This is a genomic window from Altererythrobacter aquiaggeris (assembly GCF_037154015.1).
Taxonomy (GTDB): domain Bacteria; phylum Pseudomonadota; class Alphaproteobacteria; order Sphingomonadales; family Sphingomonadaceae; genus Aestuarierythrobacter; species Aestuarierythrobacter aquiaggeris.
In genome coordinates, this window is sequence record NZ_JBANRL010000001.1 from 1978974 (window position 1) to 1996147 (window position 17174).

The window sequence follows — 17174 nt, forward strand, 5'->3', positions numbered from 1 at the left end:
TCTGGATGCCTACGATCGCGACCGGGAGCGGAGCCGAAGTCTATGCCCGCAATCTCGCAGCGGGGCTTGCGGAGCGCGGTCATGAGCCCGCTTTGCAGCTCGCCGCACATCGGTTCGAGATGATGCCATGGCTTTCTGGGCTGAAACCGCCATTCAAACCTGACGTTACTATTGCCAACAGCTGGAGCGCCGCGGCATTTGCAAACGCTGCACCGCTGGTGACAATTGTTCATCATGTCGTGCATGAGCCTTCGCTGAGCGAACACAAAACCGTATCGCAGAAGGTCTTTCACAAGGCATTCGTCAAACCGATGGAGCTCTCGGCCATCGCTGCATCGCGCAAAGTTATCGCGGTTAGCGAAACCACCCGAAAAGCAGTCTGCGAGCTTCTCGGTTTTGACGACGCGGTTACCGTGCTCAACGGGGTCGATGTCGATTATTATAGACCCGCCGTTCGAAATCGCACAGGTCGTCCTATCCGGCTATTGTTTGTGGGAAAACCTAGCCGGCGCAAGGGCTTTGAGCTGGTAGTTCAGCTTGCGGAGCAATTGGGCCCTAAGGCACACCTTACCGTTATTGGCGCTGCCCCGGAGCCCGGCATAAAACTGCCTTCCTGCGAGGCCAAAGGCCGCATCTCACGCTCGGAGCTCAGATCCGCTTATCAACAAGCAGATTTTCTGGTGTTACCGTCGCACATGGAAGGGTTCGGTTACGCCGCTGCCGAGGCGATGGCTTGCGGCACCCCGGTAATTTGCACAGTAGGCGGCGCAGTGGCCGAAATCGCGCATCCTGGGCAAGCCGCGATCGTGATCGAGCCGGACAGACTGTACGATACAGCGCAGGCCATCACGCGGCTGGCTGCGGACAGCGCAACATACACAGCGATGCGGCGCGCCGCTCGTTCCATCGCAGAGGCCGATCTGGATGATAAACGTTGGCTTGATGAAATGGAACAGGCGGTGATGAACGCCGCTTCAACTGATCCTTCGTATAATTGGGGGGATCAGAATTAAAGATGGCTTCAGACAAAATAGTACCAGAACCTGACCGCGCCAATCACGGAATTCTGAGCAATCACGAACATCTGCTCAACAATATGGGGGTACGAACCGTCAAAGGTGGCGCGTTATCCATCGGTTCTCAAATGGCTGGCATGGTCCTGCAACTAGGCACCATGATCATACTCGCCCGATTGCTTGTACCATCCGACTTCGGCTTGATTGCGCTGGCCGGAGTGGTGACAGGGTTTTTGGCAATGTTCACCGAATTAGGGCTCGCAACTGCGACAATTCAGCGCAAAACGATCAATCAGGACCTAGTTAGTGCATTGTTTTATATAAATATTATGATGGGCTGTGTCATTGCTTTGCTGTTGGCCGCCTTGGCACCGTTTGCATCTATTCTATTTGGAGAACCCAGACTTACACACGTGATTTGGGCCTTGGCGCTGACAATCCCCGTAATTTCATCAAGCAGTCAACATTCTGCTCTTCTGCAACGAAATATGCGCTGGATCCCGATCTACGGTATTACGGTATTCGTACAGGTAATCAGTTGTATGACAGCTGTCGTAGGAGCCTGGGTTTTCGGTCTGGGTTATTGGGCAATAATTGCGCAGAGCTGGGTGTCGGCTCTGTTGACCACTGCGCTAAGCTGGAATTTTTCCAAATGGCGGCCTAGCCGGGTGTCCGACTGGCGATCGGTCCGGGAACCGCTCCAATTTGGTTTGCACCTCACACTTTTCTCGTTTCTCAATTATTTTCATCGGCAGTTTGATGATGGCCTGATCGGCTGGCGCTGGGGCACAAATCAGCTGGGTCATTATAATAGAGCGTACACGTTGCTGCTCCTTCCGCTACGGTTATTGAACCAACCAGTCAGCAATGCGGTCATACCAGCTTTAAGTCGCTTGCAAGACAAGCCCGACCGGTGGCGGAACACCTATCTTGATGCCGTGGCTCCAATTACAGTTGTTTCGGCATTTCTTGGCGCAAATTTGATGGTTCTGTCCGGCCCACTTTTACATATTCTGTATGGTCCTGCTTGGGACCGGGCGGGTACAATCCTTGGATATCTTGCCATTTCAATGATTCCCGCTGGCGCTATGAACACCGCAGGGTGGATTTACATATCGCTCGGAAACACAAAGCAAATGTCTCACTGGGCACTGATTACGACGCCTTTCTGGGTGGTCGCTTTTTTGATAGCCCTTCCCTATGGCGCTGAAGGCGTCGCAATCGGCTATAGTTTAGCCGTACTGGTTTTGGTCGCACCTTGTCTGGCATTCGCCAGTCGTAATGCGCCAATTTCTCTGGCCGACATATTGGCCGTGGTCATACCACCCATTTTCACCGGATTGCTCAGCGGCGTTGCAGCCAAACTCGCAATCGAACAGGGCGAATTTTCCGGGCATTGGCCAGTTTTGATGGCTGGTGTACTTGCGACATCAGGAATATTCTCGCTTATTCTGGGGTTATATTGCTTAGCAAACCGCCATTACCGATGGCGCCTCGTGCATCGTCTTTCGCACCATCGTAAGTCATTTTTTTCGCAGGGAACGTAGCTTGAAAATCAGGACTCTTATCTCAAGACTGCTTGGCAAAACTTCCGATCGAAAATTTACGGGTTCCGCAGATTACTGGGAAAATCGCTACAATGACGGACGTAGCTCGGGAAGCGGCTCTGAGGGACAATTGGCGCAGTTCAAAGCGGAAGTGATAAACCGTTTTGTCGATGAGCACGAAATAAAACGAGTGATCGAATTTGGTTGTGGTGATGGCCAGCAGTTACAACTTTCGAACTATCCCGAGTATTTAGGAATTGATGTTTCCGCCAAAGCGCTGGGCATTTGCATGGATCGCTATTCCGACGATCCTGGAAAGACGTTTGCACCTGTCTATCCTTCGGGAAACAGGTTTGACCTCGCCCTGTCCCTAGATGTCATCTATCATCTAATCGAGGATGATGCGTTTGCTGAATACATGTCGAAGCTTTTTGCGTCTTCTGATCACTGGGTGTGCATCTATTCCAGCGACATGACGCAAGAAGAGGCTATCAGAATTGAGCCAGATCTGGCCACAGCGGATCATGTGAGGCACCGCAAATATTCACAATGGATTTCACGAAATCAACCAGATTGGGCCCATCACAAATCCGTCAAAAATCGCTTCCCTTATGATAGAAATATGCGCGACAACACCTCGCTCGCGCACTTCGATTTCTATCGGAAAATATAGAGATAGCAATAATGATGTTGGCAATTATAGCTGATAACCTGACCGCGCCATCCGAAACGTTCATCAGGGATCACGCGAAACTGATTGCACCTGACGAGACGATCGCGATTGTCCGCCGAGAATCCCAAGGTGTTTTACCACCCGAATCAACGTACTTATTGGAGCGCGCAGCCGATATTGAAAGCACGATATTGGAACGTATCATGCAGAAAGCAATCCGATATATCTTGCCGCCAAAAGTGCCGCAGCTCGGAAGCAATGAGCGAATGGAGCTAATGCGTATTTTGGACCGCAACTCTGTCTCGGCGGTGCTCATTGAACATGGTCATGTTGCGACCGAATTTTGCAAGACATTGCACCAGGAAAAAGTTCCTTTCTTCGTTCATTTTCATGGATATGATGCGAATGTTCTCGGCGATGAAGCCCGATTCAAAAGGGCGTACGTTGCCCTCTTCAAACAAGCGACCGGAATAATTGTGGCGTCCCGCTTCATGGCCGCACGCATAAAATTGCTTGGCTGCCATCCAACCAAAATAAACGTGGTTCCTATGGGTATCGACACAGATTTTTTCAGCGCGACCAAACGCCAACCAGGTCCACCGCGTGTCGTTACCGTTTCACGGCTTACCCGTCAAAAAGGCGTACGATACGCGATCGAAAGTTTCGCCAAGGTTCTGCAGACAATGCCTCATGCCAAGTTCGATATTGTCGGTGACGGACCGGAGCGCAAGAATCTGGAGCGATGGGCCGCAGACTTTGGTATATCAGACAAGGTGGTTTTTCACGGCGCACTGCCATCCACCAGCGTCAGAGACCTTTTGCAATCGGCCGATTTGTACATCCAACACTGCGTGACGATAGCTGGTGAAGGCATTGAGGGGCTCGGCATATCGATCTTAGAAGCGATGGCTTGTGAACTCCCGGTCATCGCGACCAGCCATGGCGGACTTTCAGAAACAATCTTACCGAACTGCACCGGCTTTTTGGTCAATGAATACGACACGCGGCAGATGGCAAAGCATATTATCGAGCTGCTGGATAACCGAAAGTTCAGATGCCAGATGGGTACCGCAGGACGCAGGCGAGTTCAGGCCTGCTACTCGCAAGAAGCATCGCTGCAGAAGATGCGCGGTGCATTAGGTTGGCCGCGACTGGCTTGAATGATGAGCCAAGTCGGCTGATCGAGCCGCTTCGATTGTTTGGCTTAGGCAAATGTCCCAGCTCACAGGCTTGAACTCTGCAGCAATTTTATTCTCGGTACGCGAGAGTGTTGCCGGCGCTGCAATCCATTCCAAAAGTTTGGCTTCGAGATCGGGCTGGGAATTGCTTTTAAAATAGGTCGCCAGCGCGCCGCCTGCCTCCGGAATGGCTGAATTTCGCGCAGCCAGACATGCCTTTCCAAAGGCGAGACTTTCGCGCACCGGTAATCCCCACCCCTCATAATGCGATGGGAACAGTGTAAATTCTGCCCCCGCGTAGAGTGCGGCAAGAACGGCGTCCGACGGACCTTCGACAATCGTGAGCAAGCCGCCAAGATATTCCGATGCCTCTATTTCGTCCCTCAGGTCCGCTGTTTTCCAGCCCCAGCGACCGGCGAAAATCAATTGCGGCAGACCTGCGGTTTTGCGGCGTTGAAGGGAACGCCAGGCGCGGAACGCCAATATATGGTTCTTCCGCACTTCCAGGGTGCCAACCATCAGTACATAAGGTCGCCTCACGGCCAGATCGTTCAAATGAGATGCGATTTCAGCCGATGGCGGTTTGGCAAGATCGAAACTTTCACCAAAGCCGATGGTGTGGATGCGGTCTGCGACCGCAGGAATTGCTTCCGCGATATCTTGCGCGGTGTTCTGTGAATTGGCCAGAATAGTATCCGCAACCGGCGCCAGTGCGGGCAGCCTTTCACGCCAGATGGCGGCATCCTCGGCGCGAAAGAACTCTGGATAGATCAATGGCAGACAGTCGTGGATCAGGAACGAACAATGCAGGCCCACCCCGCCGGATTTAATTTCGGACAGCGCCTCCAACACTCCCGCTTGCCACCAGCTTCCCGGATTGATCCACACATCGCCATCCTTGAAGGGATGCTGCATTGCGCTAGCCTTTGCGTCGCCCCGGCTAACCAGACCGCGTGCTTTTTGCCGCGCCATTATAAGGGGTTCGGTTATCCGCTTCTCCAGCTTGATCAAGTTTTTCACTTGCGCTGGAACAACTTTCCGCAGAATTTCGCGCGGCGACGGGATCCGCGACGGTTGTTGGCCGGTGCGCGCAAGCATTTCGTCCAGCTCGGCAAATTCAGCGACGACGAAACCCGGCAGTACCCGGTCGTAACGCACCAGTTTTATCGGGAACCCCGTGCGGGCTTTACCGCGAGCGGCAAGCGCAATTTCCTGAACAACGCGGGGTATCCCCGACGCACGGCTACCGGGTTTGGCAAGCGCCTTTGACAGCGTGGATATGTCGATCCAGACATTCCCTTGCCCGCCGCCCGGCTTGGCTGATCGCTTATTCACCGTTTATACCCTTTGAAATTTCCAATTGCCACTGGGCCATCAGTTTCCGAGCGGCAACGCCCGGATTGAAATTGGCTGAAATATGTCTCTTCGCAGCTTCCCCCATATCGTGCATTCGTTGAGGATCTGCCAATAGTCCGGAAATTGCAGCGGCGAGCTGCGCCGGATCGCTTGGCTCGACCAATATTCCGGTTACCCCGTCGATAATCGTCTCCCGGTGTCCTCCCAGATCACTGGCTATGACTGGCCGGCCCATCAATCCCGCCTCCAACGGCACGCGGCCAAACGGTTCCGGCCAGATCGTGGGTGTGACGACAATCGAAGCCTGCTCGATGGCACGCAGCATCGACTTGCGGCCAAGAAACCCCAGGAATTCCGAACGGCCGGTCAAGCCCGCGCTCGCCAACTGCTGCTCTAATTCGGGCTTAGCTGGCCCCGCGCCAGCGAACTGGATTCTCGCATCGGGAAATGCAGCAGCGATGATGGCGAAGGCGGACACCAGTAGTTTAGGCCCCTTGCGGTCTTGAAGCGCCCCAATAAAAAGTATTCTGGAACCCGCCATACGATTGAGACCGACGGGACCAACCGCAATATCCTCAACTTCGGGATGCGGATTGCCGACTGCTTCGACTGGTACTCCCAGACCCATGGCTGCAATCTGCGATGCGAGAAATTGGCTGGTACAAGTTACACGCGCTGAATGTGCCAAAGCGGTTTGGCGTTCGCTGATACTAACCTGCATTTCCTGCTTTAGCATGGCGCGAAAGATCTTACCCCGTTCCGACACACATTCCCGGCGGCAATTGGTGCAGGCGGTACCCTCTACGTTCATCTGCTGGCCGGGGTGTGCGCAGAAAAATCGATGATCCCTTACCATCGAGACGACCGGAATATCCGGCAGATGAAGCGACAAGACGAACATGATGGCATCAAAATTATCGGCATGGATCAGCGCTGGTTTGTGCTGCTGCAAATAGTCGGCCATGGCCTCGCGCGCAGGCTGGTTATTTTGCGCGCTGACATTTTGATCGAAAATGAACCCGGGGTTTTGCTTGCCGCGGTAACGCAAATGTAACCGCAGCTGCTGCAGCCGCCTGCGTTTCTCGTTGGACTTGCTGAAAACGAACCCGAAAGCGACCTTTGCCAAAATTGCCGGACGGTAAATCGCGCGAACCGGCGGTGGCATTTGTGCAAGTACCTGATGGGCCCGCGCCAGTCCCTCGGGCCAATCCGCTTCACCCCTGATGCGAATTATCTGGTTCGTACCAAAATCGGCCCCGCTTTCAATTTTTGTCTCGCGTGCATTGAGCACCAGAAGATCGACCAAATACCTGCTGGGGTCGATCTTTTGTAAAACACTTGCAAGGCTCAATTCGGCACCGCCGTGGACGTCGGGCGGGAAGCGTTCGGTTACTACCAGGACACGGGCTTTATTTGGCATAGTCCTGTCATTGGCTCCCAGTGTTGCGACTTGGCCTCATAAGGCCCCGCCTTCGTAGGCTTACTTGAAGAAATAAAAAGGGGGGAGGCTGCAGCCATCACCGAGAATGCCAAGCCGCCGCGCCAAACTACTCACGCAGCACGAGGGCGGCATGGCGGCGGAAGATTGCAACGATACCGCCCTTCAACCAAAATCAACCTTTCCAACTTATTTACCATTCTGGGTTAGCAAGCGTCAGCCATGAACTGGGAAGCCGGTGCATGGCGGCAAACAGATTTGATGGGGCAGGGACAACACCATGAGTGCATTTGGACGCAAAAACGGACCAGGCGGTATGCCTGCCGGTGGCCGGCCAAACTTCGGTGTGGCGCGCCCTATGAAAGGTGGCGATGGCAAAAAGCCTGGGGCCGAAACAGCCCCGCTGCCCGGTGCCGGCCAAGGCGGTGAACAGTTCCCGCCGATCCCCGATGGCCCGGGATCGGTCGGCGGCGGCACGGATAAAGCCGATGCAATGTCCCGCCTTGCAGACCGTGCGAACAATGTCGTTTCGGGCGAACACAAGGCCGAAGGTTTTGAAGCAAGCGTTCACAAGATCAAGGAGCAGGTGCTGCCGCGTCTGCTCGAACGGGTTGACCCGGAAGCCGCTGCCACGCTGACCAAAGACGAACTGTCGGAAGAATTTCGGCCGATAATCATGGAAGTGCTGGCTGAACTGAAGGTCACGCTGAACCGCCGCGAGCAGTTTGCGCTTGAAAAAGTTCTGATTGACGAGTTGCTGGGCTTTGGTCCGCTCGAAGAATTGCTGGGCGATCCCGATGTGTCCGATATCATGGTCAACGGCCCGCAGCAGACCTATATCGAAAAAGGCGGCAAGTTGATGCTTGCCCCGATCCAGTTCCGCGACGAGCAGCATCTGTTCCAGATCGCGCAGCGGATCGTGAACCAGGTCGGCCGGCGCGTCGATCAGACCACCCCGCTGGCCGATGCGCGGCTCAAGGATGGCAGCCGTGTCAACGTGATTGTACCGCCGCTGAGCCTCAAGGGTACAGCGATCTCGATCCGTAAATTCTCCGAAAAGCCGATCACGATCGATATGCTCAAGGAATTCGGATCGATGAGCGACAAGATGGCCACGGCGCTGAAAATCGCTGGTGCCTGCCGGATGAATGTCGTCATATCGGGGGGTACGGGTTCGGGCAAAACCACCATGCTCAACGCCTTGTCGAAAATGATCGATCCCGGCGAGCGCGTATTGACCATCGAGGATGCGGCAGAGCTTCGTTTGCAGCAGCCGCACTGGCTACCGCTTGAAACCCGCCCGCCAAACCTGGAAGGCCAGGGCGCAATTACGATTGGCGATCTGGTAAAGAACGCGCTGCGTATGCGGCCCGACCGGATTATCCTGGGCGAGATTCGCGGCGCTGAATGTTTCGATTTGCTGGCCGCGATGAACACCGGCCATGATGGATCGATGTGCACGCTTCACGCCAACAGCCCGCGCGAATGTCTGGGCCGGATGGAAAACATGATTTTGATGGGCGATATCAAGATCCCGAAAGAAGCCATTTCGCGCCAGATTGCCGAATCGGTCGATCTGATCGTTCAGGTTAAACGCCTGCGCGATGGTTCGCGCCGCACCACCAACATCACCGAAGTGATCGGGATGGAAGGCGATGTTATCGTGACGCAGGAACTGTTCAAGTTCGAATATCTCGACGAGAGCGAAGACGGCAAGATCATCGGCGAATTCCGACCCTCGGGCCTGCGCCCCTACACATTGGAAAAAGCCCGCCAGTTCGGCTTCGATCAGGCCTTTCTGGAAGCCTGCCTCTAAACCTGATTTACTGCGCTGCTGCCAACACCAGCCGAGGACCCTGCCCGGTGGCACCCATTTTATCGTCCCGGTTGTAAAGCTGGCATTTTTTCAGGCTGAGACAACCGCACCCGATGCATTGGTCCAACTGGTTGCGCGTACGCGTCAACAAGGCGATTTTCTCGTCGATTGCCGTGCGCATGGACAGGCTGATCGTGTGCCAGTCACGCACCGTCGGCGTGCGGCCTTGCGGCAATTTTGCCAGCTGCGCTTCAATCTCGGTCAGACCCAGACCCAGCTTTTGTGCAATAAGGATAAAGCTGAGCCGCCGCATATCGGACCGCAGGAACCGGCGCTGGTTTCCGGCTGTCCGGAACGCCGCCAATAACCCGCGCTCTTCATAAAAACGGATGGCCGAAACGGCGAGGCCGGTGCGCCGCGCCAATTCGCCGATCGGCAACAAATCATCTTTGGTAATGGCCATGGATACCTGATTTCCAAGCATACGAAAATTAGCTTGATCTCAACCTAACTTGAGGTTGCATAATAGGCAAGCGTCATGATTCGCAGGCACTATTGAAAGGGTATCCGATGTCCGTCGCCAAAATCGAACACGCCAATTTGTCGGTCACTGATCCGGACCGTAGCAGCAGATTTTTCCAGAAATTGTGCGGGTGGGAAGAAAGGTGGCGCGGCCCGTCCATGATGGGCGGCGAAACCATTCACGTTGGCAGCCACCAAGCCTATATCGCGCTGTACACGCACGCGCGGGTGACTGGCGGATATGATAAGGGTCAACCGCTCAACCATATCGGTATCGCGGTGGATGATCTCGAAGCGGCCGAAAAGATTGTGCTGGGCAGCGGTCTAAAAACCTTCAGCCACAGCGCCTACGATCCTGGCCCGCGCAGTTTTTACTTTCTGGACTGGGACGGGATCGAATTCGAAATCGTCTGCTACGGATAAGCCAGCGGTCAGCCAGCCGCCTTGCGTTTTACCCACGGTTCGGTCGTGCGATCGATCGCGATATGACCTTGCCATGGCCGGCAAAGCTCGAATGCTTGGTCAGCAGGTGAAGTCAGCCAGACATCGCGGTCTTCAGGCGCAACAATCACCGGCATCCGGTGATGCACGGCGCTGACCTGCGGGGCGGCATCGGTCATCACCATTGAATAGACATCGCCCCATTCCGCGCTGCTGCGCCAGATGCCCCCGATGGAGAATACCGAGCTATCGGGGAGTGATAGCCAGCTACGGGTCTTTTTACCGTTTTCGCCTTCGGCTTCCGCCCAGGCTGTTACAGGAATTAAACAGCGCCGGTCAGTGAAGCTCGATTTCCAGAAACCGCCCTGCAACTTGTCCGCGCGCGCATTGTTGACAGGACGGGGTTTGAGTATCTGTCCGTGCTTGCCCCGCATCGCTAGTGGGAAGCCCCAGCTCATCTGACGCAGGCGTCCGCCTTCGGCCACATAACCCGGATACCCTGGGTAAATTTCGGCGCCCGCATTTCCGACTTGCGCCGCTGCATTGAACAGACCGGCGATCTCATCGACCGCGCGTGTCATGCGGTAGAGATTACACATCAGGCATTTCCCGCCACGAAGCAGGCTGCGGCCACCAGCAGGCCGGCAAACCGGTTCGAACGAAACCGGCGGAGCGGGTTTGCGGGATCGCCAGGCTCCAGCGTTGCCACTTGCCAGGCCAAGTGAACCGCAGCCGGGACCAAGGCGACCAGCGCAATCCAGTCCTGACGAAGCAACCAGAAAGCGAGGCCCCACAAACCCGCTGCGCCAAGATAAAAGGCGGCGACACCCGGTTTCACCTTGCTGCCCATGCGGAGCGCGCTGGAACGGATACCCACCAGCGCGTCATCCTCGCGGTCCTGCAAGGCGTAAATCGTGTCATACCCGATCACCCAGCAAATCGTTCCGGCATAAAGCGCTGCCAGCACATCCCAATGGTCGCCGCGAAGCTGCGTCCAGCCGACCAGTGCACCCCAACTGAACACCATGCCCAGCCAGGCCTGCGGCCACCATGTAAGCCGCTTCATGAAAGGATAGGCCGCAACCAGCGCTACACTGGCCAGCGCCACGATCTGCGCTGGCAGGCTGAGCTGGAACAACACGACTATTCCGATAGCGCACAACGCCAGCAACCACAGCCATGCGGTACGCTTGCCGATCCGCCCGCTTGCAATCGGGCGGGCCGCAGTGCGCGCGACCTGCCTATCCAGCTTGGCATCCACGATGTCGTTATAGACGCAGCCCGCCCCGCGCATCACAACCGCGCCGAGCAGCAACCATCCGAGCAGCGCAAACTGCCAGCCCGCGCCTGCCAACCATACGCCCCAAACACACGGCCAGAACAGCAGCCACCACCCGATTGGCCGGTCAAACCGCGCAAGCAATGCAAGATCGCGCGGCAACTGCGGCAACTGCGCGACCAAACCTGTGTGCTGGCTGTCCGGCGTCAGCGTATCGGTCATTCTTCCGCCACACGCCAACCGTGCCAGCACAGGCCGAGCATCACCAGATTGCCCATCAAGTCCAGCAGACCCAGTTCGTTCAAAACCGGAACCTGACTGTAAAAATACCAGTTGAAAGCCAGAAACGGAAGCAGTGCGATCCCGTATGCTGCAAAGGTGCGCCGCGTGAACCGCGCGGTGAAAGCGACCAGCGCGAACAAACACGCCTGCGCGCCGAAACAGCCGATGGCGAACACTGCGAGAAAATCATCGCTTTGATATTCAGGGCGGATAGTAAGCACGATAATCGAGGCAGGAAACAACAGCGCCCAACCGCCAAGGACGGCAAAAACCGATCCGATTGCATATTGTGTCATTCGCGCGCTCATGCCTGGATGCACTATCGCAAGCCGCGCGGGTTGACTAGAACGACATGATGTCCGCAACTCCTGCATGGCCCCCGCGCAGCGCCCCGCGCCTGTTTGTGACGGGGCGGTTGTCTGTGCCGATGGAACTGACACTGGAGGGTAATCAAGCCCATTATCTGGCGCGCGTTATGCGCCTTTCGGCAGGCGATGCCGTCATCCTGTGCGATGACCAGACGGGGGAATGGTCCAGCCGGGTAATTATGCCCGGCAAAAGGACAATAACGGTCGAGCTGCTGGAATTGCTTCGCCCACGCGAAGACGTCCCGGACCTGACGCTTTGTGCTGCCCTCCTCAAGAAGCCTAATTTCGATTTCGTACTGGAAAAAGCTACCGAATTGGGTGTGCGGACAATCCAGCCGGTCATCACGCGGCGCTGCGTGGCGGACAAGCTCAATCTCGAACGCGCCAAGACAATAATCTGCGAAGCGGCCGAACAGTGCGCCCGCACCGCGCTGCCTGTGCTGCTCGCACCGGTAAAGCTGGACGCCCTGCTGCGCGGCTGGCCGGACGACAGGGCGTTGTTTTTTGCCGATGAAACAGGCGGATCGCCGGCAGCGGCGACTTTCGCCGCGGGCGGCACGCCCGCAGCCATTCTGATTGGTCCGGAAGGCGGCTTTGATGACGCGGAACGGGCCGGCATCCGGTCTTCCCCGGCGGCAAAGGCGATTACGCTTGGTCCGCGGATATTGCGGGGCGAGACCGCATCGATCGCGGCAGTGTCGCTATGGATGGCGGCCGCGGGCGACTGGCGCGGCTAGGCGGCACAAATTTGGCTGGTGAAATGGGCCGCAGCGCACTAGCAGTTGGCGATGAGCACACGTTCAGTTTCAGATAGCAACGATCCTGTGATCGAATCCCGCGACCAGCTGGTTGCCCCGATGCAAGCGGGCGAAAAACCGGTTGAAGCATGGCGGATCGGTACCGAGCACGAGAAGCTGGTTTATCAGGTCGGGGATTTCCACGCGCCGTCCTATGACGAGCCTGGCGGAATCCATGACCTGCTGATGGCGCTGACCGAGTTTGGCTGGACCCCGGTGGAGGAAGACGGGAAAGTCATCGCCATGGCGGGATCGGACGGTACGGTCAGCCTCGAGCCTGCAGGCCAACTGGAATTGTCCGGCGCACCGCTCGAAACGCTGCATGAGACCTGCAACGAAACCGGGCGCCATTTGCAACAGGTCAAGGCCATTGGCGAGCGTTGCGGTGTCGGATTTCTGGGCCTGGGGATGTGGCCTGACAAGACGCGGGCGGAGCTGCCGGTTATGCCCAAGGGCCGCTATGCAATCATGATGCGGCATATGCCCAAAGTGGGCGATCTCGGGCTCGACATGATGCTGCGCACCTGCACTATCCAGGTCAATCTCGATTATTCGTCCGAAGCCGACATGGTAAAGAAATTTCGCACCGGGCTGGCATTGCAGCCATTGGCCACCGCACTGTTTGCCAATTCGCCGTTTACCGAAGGCAAGCCGAATGGATTCCTTAGCTATCGCAGCCATATCTGGTCCGATACCGATCCGCACCGCACCGGAATGGTGCCATTCGTATTCGACGACGATTTCGGATATGAACGCTATGTCGATTATATGCTCGACGTGCCGATGTATTTCGTTGTGCGCGACGGGAAATATATCGATGCCGCGGGACAAAGCTTCCGCGATTTTCTGAAGGGCGAATTGCCCGCGCTGCCCGGCCAGAAACCGACCCAGAGTGACTGGTGGGATCATTTGTCCACCGCCTTTCCCGAAGTGCGTCTGAAAAGCTTTCTGGAAATGCGAGGCGCTGATGGCGGTCCATGGAACCGTATTTGCGCATTGCCGGCCTTGTGGACCGGATTGTTGTATGATCAGGGCGCGCTGGATGCCGCGTGGGATCTGGTCAAGGACTGGAGCATGGAAGAACGCGAAGCGCTGCGAACCGCAGTACCGAAACTGGCACTGGATGCGCCCGTCCCCGGCGGCGGAACACTGGCAGATATCGGCAAGGAAGCGCTGGCGATTGCGCGGCAGGGTTTATCCTCGCGCGGCAAACTGGGAACCAGCGGAGACAATGAAACGGGTTTTCTGGACACGCTGGACGAAATTGTCGCATCGGGCAAAGTACCCGCCCAGCGCCTGCTGGATATGTATCACGGCGAATGGAACGGTGATATAAAACAGGTCTATAAGCATAGTTTTTGATCGCAGCAAAGCGCTGCAAAGGCGGGAGAAATCGTGATGATAATCGTAATGGGATATATCGGTCTGCCCGCTGCCGAACAGGACAAAGCGATGGAGGCGATTTCCGCGCTCGTTTCTGCCACGCGTCAGGAAGTGGGCTGCATCAGCTATTCCTTCGCGCGCGATCTACTCGACCCTGATATTGTCCGTATATCCGAAGAATGGGCTTCCGAGGATGCGCTAAAGGCGCATGGCCAGCAGCCGCACATGGCCGAATTCGGTAAGGTTGCAGCCACTCTGGGAATAACTGCGCGCGCGCTCAACCGCTATGTTGCGGGGGACGGCGTGCCGATCTGATCATTCGGCCGGTTCGGCAGCGCGCGTCACAAACCGGCGCGGGATTACCAGCCGCCCGATTCTGCGCATATTTCGCGTAATCAGCCCGTGCTGCGCCATCCAGTCGTAATACTCACGGTATTTCGGATCTTCGCCCAGCAAATGGGCCTCCTCCGTGCGGGCGCGCCAATAATAGATCGCGCTCACCACGCCAAGAAAAAAGGTGTTGCGGATGACATCCACGATATTGCCGCTGGTGACCATGAAAGGCATTGTCGAACACCACCAGAACAGATTTTTCGAAAGATATGCCGGGTGGCGTGTAAACCGGTATGGTCCGTTGGTCAGGACGCCGCGATATGTCAGATTTGAAAACCGGATGCCGAAAATGGCGGTCGCCCAAGCGTAAATCACAGTGAGGGCGACCAGCAGAGCGGCCCAGATCCACAACAGCAGTGTGTTACCGGCAAACCAGTGGGCCCAGTCCGCCGTATTCACTTCATAAGCGATGATCCCCTGCCCTGCCATTACGGCAAACACGAACGGCGGATAACATATCAGCGCTGCAACCCAGCCCGAAAGAAACGGATTGCCGCTACGGATATGCGCGTCGAGCGGGCGAAGCGTCAGCAGGTATCCCACCGTTCCGATCTGCACGTCGATAAGAAACAGCAACTCGAACAGGAGTACTCCGAAGCTGACTGGATCACCGACAATCGAGGCGGCATCCGCTGTAACCACCGAATACCAGCCGCCGGGCAAAATCGAAACCATGAATGCACCGAAGAACCCTTTGATAATCCACGAACGCCAATGGCATTTTACCTGGTCCCAATCGAATGGCTCCCGCCCCATCAGCATCGCCCCGAAATGCCAGGTATGGTCGCGGGGATTTATCATCACCCGGTCAATCCAGATCACATAGGGTACCGAAAGGACAATCAGGGGTAGCGCTGCAAATCCAATGACTTCCATCGCAAACAGATACTGGCCGGACCAGTACCACCTGCCAAGACAATATGCCGCGCCGATGATCGCCCACGTGGCCCAAAGGCCGGCAATTTTCGTGGCCGACACTTTGGCTATCGACGCGAGCGAGCGCGGATTGTCCCAGTCGATACCGGTCGAGGCGCGGCGGTGGACCTTGTCATGGAATATCGACCACAAGACCATCGGGCCGCCCGAAAACGCCAGTGCCAGCAGCGCGGCGTAGGGCCCCGATAGCAGTTGGTGCCGCCCGGGAAGTTCCAAAAATGCTGCAATAGCAGGATAGTTGCGGCAAAAAAGCAACCAGACAAGGAAGCCCAACAGCCCCGTGAGGCCGACATAGCCAGACACGTCGCTAATTGGCGGACGGGAGGCAACTTGAGCGCGATTTTCCATCGCGCATGTCTTAGGGAAAAATGGTTAAAGCCTAAGTAAGCCTGCGCAGATCAGCGAAATGCGTGAATTTTACCGCCTTCGTCCAGAATATACAGAGTGCCGCCGGCGACAATCGGCGGCAACGACACTGCATCGTTCAATTCGGCAAATTCAGCCACCGCGCCCGACGCCGCATCGACCGAGACAACGAGACCGCGCGAATTTGCAAGCCACAGCTTCCCGCCAGCCAAAGCCGGTCCGACCCACGAAATGCGGCCTTTCTTGTCTTTCTCGTCCTTGAACTGCTGCAATTGGGTGAGCCAGCGGATCTTGCCGCTGGAACGCGCGATTGCGAGCAATTCGGCCTTGTCGGTCAGCGCGAATATCCAGTCGCCAGCGATTGCCGGGGTGGAAATGCCGGCAACGTTAAGTTCCCAGATGCGTTGTCCGGTCACCAGTTCATACGCCGCCATCCTGCCGCCCTGGCCAAGCGCATACACCCTGCCCTGATCGATGATCGGATCGGCATCGATATCGGTTAACGAACCTACCTGTGTGGAAATTGATGTCCGTGACAGCGCATCGGACCAAAGCACGCGGCCATTTTCATATCGGTGCGCGACCAGCTCGCCCGAACTGTAACCGGCAATGACGGTCCCTTGCGCTGCAGCAGGAGCGGCCACGCCAAATACGCCCGCCTGACCTTGCGACCCTGAATCCTGCCATTCGATATTGCCGTCGGATGCCTTGAGCGCGATAATCTGGTTTGTCTGCGTCATCACATATACGGAATTGAACGCCACTGTCGGTGCCCCGCGCAGCGGTCCCGCCGGCTTGGCGGCCCATATTTGCGTGCCGTCATTGGCATTAAGGGCAACAACCCCGCCCACTCCGTTGGTGGCATATACCCGACCGCCGTCGTAGCTGACGCCGCCACCAAACGCAGCAGCTTCAAGATCGCTGGCAATCTCCATCTGGTGGGTCCAGCGCTTCGCACCCGTGGCTGCATCAAAAGCGTGCACCCTGCCGTCAGTATCGACCGCGAATGCGGCGCCCCCGCCGACAACCGGTGCGCCGGCCAGACGGCGGCGTTCGTTGCCACCGGTGATTTGCGCTGTCCATATGGCGGAAGGCGCCGCCGCCAGTGACAGATGCCCGTATGATTTTGCCGCATTGCCGCCCGGCTGGCTGAAATCGGTGTTGGTCTGCGCAGGGGGAAGAACCACCGCCAGGCCGGCGAGCGCCGGATCAATTGCGGCGCCATTTTCAATTCGCGACAGGATCGGCGTTCTGTTGCCGATGGTCGGAGTAGTCTTGGGGTCTTTCTTGCCGACAATGCCGCAGCCCGTGACAGCGAATGCAAGCGTGAGCGCGGCTGTGGCCTGCGCTAATGTTTTGACAGCTTTACGGCTAATCATACGA

The 17174-nt window shown here is 56.6% G+C and carries 17 protein-coding genes; 9 read left to right on the forward strand and 8 right to left on the reverse strand.

All coding sequences use genetic code 11. The annotated features are described in order from the left end of the window. The first annotated feature begins 5 nt into the window (after nucleotides 1-5). From WFP06_RS09655 to WFP06_RS09670, 4 genes are read left to right on the forward strand one after another with little or no spacing between them, the layout of a single operon-like run. On the forward strand, nucleotides 6-1013 hold the full coding sequence (locus WFP06_RS09655) for a glycosyltransferase family 4 protein (protein ID WP_336986961.1): 1008 nt from the start codon (nucleotides 6-8) through the stop codon (nucleotides 1011-1013). A gap of 2 nt (nucleotides 1014-1015) precedes the next feature. Further along, nucleotides 1016-2563 carry a lipopolysaccharide biosynthesis protein gene (locus WFP06_RS09660; protein WP_336986962.1) on the forward strand — a complete coding sequence of 516 codons (1548 nt, stop codon included), beginning with the start codon at nucleotides 1016-1018 and terminating at the stop codon, nucleotides 2561-2563. Between the two features lies 1 nt (nucleotide 2564). After that, nucleotides 2565-3236, forward strand: a complete 672-nt coding sequence (locus WFP06_RS09665; RefSeq protein ID WP_336986963.1) for a class I SAM-dependent methyltransferase — start codon at nucleotides 2565-2567, stop codon at nucleotides 3234-3236. Between the two features lie 11 nt (nucleotides 3237-3247). After that, complete coding sequence (locus WFP06_RS09670; protein ID WP_336986964.1) at nucleotides 3248-4396, forward strand: glycosyltransferase family 4 protein; 1149 nt, start codon at nucleotides 3248-3250, stop codon at nucleotides 4394-4396. Here WFP06_RS09670 and WFP06_RS09675 read toward each other — a convergent pair. Both WFP06_RS09675 and WFP06_RS09680 read right to left on the reverse strand, forming a co-directional pair. Continuing rightward, on the reverse strand, nucleotides 4373-5749 hold the full coding sequence (locus tag WFP06_RS09675) for a glycosyltransferase family 4 protein (protein WP_336986965.1): 1377 nt from the start codon (nucleotides 5747-5749) through the stop codon (nucleotides 4373-4375). The two genes, WFP06_RS09670 and WFP06_RS09675, sit on opposite strands and share 24 nt — an antisense overlap. Then, a complete protein-coding gene (locus tag WFP06_RS09680; RefSeq protein WP_336986966.1) occupies nucleotides 5742-7190 on the reverse strand; it encodes a glycosyltransferase family 4 protein in 1449 nt (482 codons plus the stop codon). Before WFP06_RS09680 ends, WFP06_RS09675 begins: the two co-directional genes overlap by 8 nt. A gap of 298 nt (nucleotides 7191-7488) precedes the next feature. Between WFP06_RS09680 and WFP06_RS09685 the strand changes: the two genes are divergently transcribed. After that, on the forward strand, nucleotides 7489-9024 hold the full coding sequence (locus tag WFP06_RS09685) for a TadA family conjugal transfer-associated ATPase (protein WP_336986967.1): 1536 nt from the start codon (nucleotides 7489-7491) through the stop codon (nucleotides 9022-9024). A gap of 7 nt (nucleotides 9025-9031) precedes the next feature. On the opposite strand, the gene soxR is transcribed toward WFP06_RS09685, so the two are convergent. Then, nucleotides 9032-9487 carry a redox-sensitive transcriptional activator SoxR gene (gene soxR / locus WFP06_RS09690; RefSeq protein ID WP_419716222.1) on the reverse strand — a complete coding sequence of 152 codons (456 nt, stop codon included), beginning with the start codon at nucleotides 9485-9487 and terminating at the stop codon, nucleotides 9032-9034. Nucleotides 9488-9594: 107 nt separating this feature from the next. Between soxR and WFP06_RS09695 the strand changes: the two genes are divergently transcribed. After that, complete coding sequence (locus WFP06_RS09695) at nucleotides 9595-9969, forward strand: VOC family protein (protein ID WP_336986968.1); 375 nt, start codon at nucleotides 9595-9597, stop codon at nucleotides 9967-9969. Nucleotides 9970-9977: 8 nt separating this feature from the next. Here WFP06_RS09695 and WFP06_RS09700 read toward each other — a convergent pair whose 3' ends face one another. From WFP06_RS09700 to WFP06_RS09710, 3 genes are read right to left on the reverse strand one after another with little or no spacing between them, the layout of a single operon-like run. Continuing rightward, entirely contained in the window at nucleotides 9978-10586 is a 609-nt protein-coding gene (locus WFP06_RS09700; protein WP_336986969.1) for an SOS response-associated peptidase, read from the reverse strand. Then, nucleotides 10586-11488 carry a 4-hydroxybenzoate octaprenyltransferase gene (gene ubiA / locus WFP06_RS09705; RefSeq protein WP_336986970.1) on the reverse strand — a complete coding sequence of 301 codons (903 nt, stop codon included), beginning with the start codon at nucleotides 11486-11488 and terminating at the stop codon, nucleotides 10586-10588. The genes WFP06_RS09700 and ubiA overlap by 1 nt, the downstream gene beginning before the upstream one ends. Then, entirely contained in the window at nucleotides 11485-11844 is a 360-nt protein-coding gene (locus WFP06_RS09710; RefSeq protein ID WP_336986971.1) for a hypothetical protein, read from the reverse strand. The genes ubiA and WFP06_RS09710 overlap by 4 nt, the downstream gene beginning before the upstream one ends. 59 nt (nucleotides 11845-11903) lie before the next feature. On the opposite strand from WFP06_RS09710, the gene WFP06_RS09715 reads away from it, so the two are divergent. Genes WFP06_RS09715 through WFP06_RS09725 form a run of 3 tightly spaced genes read left to right on the forward strand, consistent with a single transcriptional unit; the run spans nucleotide 11904 to nucleotide 14411 of the window. Continuing rightward, nucleotides 11904-12653, forward strand: coding sequence for a 16S rRNA (uracil(1498)-N(3))-methyltransferase (locus WFP06_RS09715; protein WP_336987672.1), 750 nt, complete (start codon nucleotides 11904-11906; stop codon nucleotides 12651-12653). A gap of 51 nt (nucleotides 12654-12704) precedes the next feature. Then, a complete protein-coding gene (locus tag WFP06_RS09720) occupies nucleotides 12705-14075 on the forward strand; it encodes a glutamate--cysteine ligase (protein WP_336986972.1) in 1371 nt (456 codons plus the stop codon). 36 nt (nucleotides 14076-14111) lie between these two features. Then, nucleotides 14112-14411, forward strand: coding sequence for a putative quinol monooxygenase (locus tag WFP06_RS09725; protein WP_336987673.1), 300 nt, complete (start codon nucleotides 14112-14114; stop codon nucleotides 14409-14411). Here WFP06_RS09725 and WFP06_RS09730 read toward each other — a convergent pair whose 3' ends face one another. Both WFP06_RS09730 and WFP06_RS09735 read right to left on the reverse strand, forming a co-directional pair. Continuing rightward, complete coding sequence (locus tag WFP06_RS09730; protein WP_336986973.1) at nucleotides 14412-15773, reverse strand: methyltransferase family protein; 1362 nt, start codon at nucleotides 15771-15773, stop codon at nucleotides 14412-14414. A 50-nt stretch (nucleotides 15774-15823) separates the two neighbouring features. After that, the gene (locus WFP06_RS09735) at nucleotides 15824-17170 is read right to left on the reverse strand and encodes a PQQ-like beta-propeller repeat protein (RefSeq protein ID WP_336986974.1); all 1347 of its coding nucleotides are present in this window, start codon (nucleotides 17168-17170) and stop codon (nucleotides 15824-15826) included. Nucleotides 17171-17174 lie beyond the last annotated feature (4 nt).

What these genes read in the sequence shown, in the direction of transcription:
- WFP06_RS09655 (WP_336986961.1), top strand. Translation starts at nt 6, where the DNA reads ATGCCTACGATCGCGACCGGGAGCGGAGCCGAAGTCTATGCCCGCAAT.
- WFP06_RS09660 (WP_336986962.1), top strand. Translation starts at nt 1,016, where the DNA reads ATGGCTTCAGACAAAATAGTACCAGAACCTGACCGCGCCAATCACGGA.
- WFP06_RS09670 (WP_336986964.1), top strand. Translation starts at nt 3,248, where the DNA reads ATGATGTTGGCAATTATAGCTGATAACCTGACCGCGCCATCCGAAACG.
- WFP06_RS09680 (WP_336986966.1), bottom strand. Translation starts at nt 7,190, where the DNA reads ATGCCAAATAAAGCCCGTGTCCTGGTAGTAACCGAACGCTTCCCGCCC.
- WFP06_RS09685 (WP_336986967.1), top strand. Translation starts at nt 7,489, where the DNA reads ATGAGTGCATTTGGACGCAAAAACGGACCAGGCGGTATGCCTGCCGGT.
- soxR (WP_419716222.1), bottom strand. Translation starts at nt 9,487, where the DNA reads ATGGCCATTACCAAAGATGATTTGTTGCCGATCGGCGAATTGGCGCGG.
- WFP06_RS09695 (WP_336986968.1), top strand. Translation starts at nt 9,595, where the DNA reads ATGTCCGTCGCCAAAATCGAACACGCCAATTTGTCGGTCACTGATCCG.
- WFP06_RS09700 (WP_336986969.1), bottom strand. Translation starts at nt 10,586, where the DNA reads ATGTGTAATCTCTACCGCATGACACGCGCGGTCGATGAGATCGCCGGT.
- ubiA (WP_336986970.1), bottom strand. Translation starts at nt 11,488, where the DNA reads ATGACCGATACGCTGACGCCGGACAGCCAGCACACAGGTTTGGTCGCG.
- WFP06_RS09710 (WP_336986971.1), bottom strand. Translation starts at nt 11,844, where the DNA reads ATGACACAATATGCAATCGGATCGGTTTTTGCCGTCCTTGGCGGTTGG.
- WFP06_RS09715 (WP_336987672.1), top strand. Translation starts at nt 11,904, where the DNA reads ATGTCCGCAACTCCTGCATGGCCCCCGCGCAGCGCCCCGCGCCTGTTT.
- WFP06_RS09720 (WP_336986972.1), top strand. Translation starts at nt 12,705, where the DNA reads ATGAGCACACGTTCAGTTTCAGATAGCAACGATCCTGTGATCGAATCC.
- WFP06_RS09725 (WP_336987673.1), top strand. Translation starts at nt 14,112, where the DNA reads ATGATAATCGTAATGGGATATATCGGTCTGCCCGCTGCCGAACAGGAC.
- WFP06_RS09730 (WP_336986973.1), bottom strand. Translation starts at nt 15,773, where the DNA reads ATGGAAAATCGCGCTCAAGTTGCCTCCCGTCCGCCAATTAGCGACGTG.
- WFP06_RS09735 (WP_336986974.1), bottom strand. Translation starts at nt 17,170, where the DNA reads ATGATTAGCCGTAAAGCTGTCAAAACATTAGCGCAGGCCACAGCCGCG.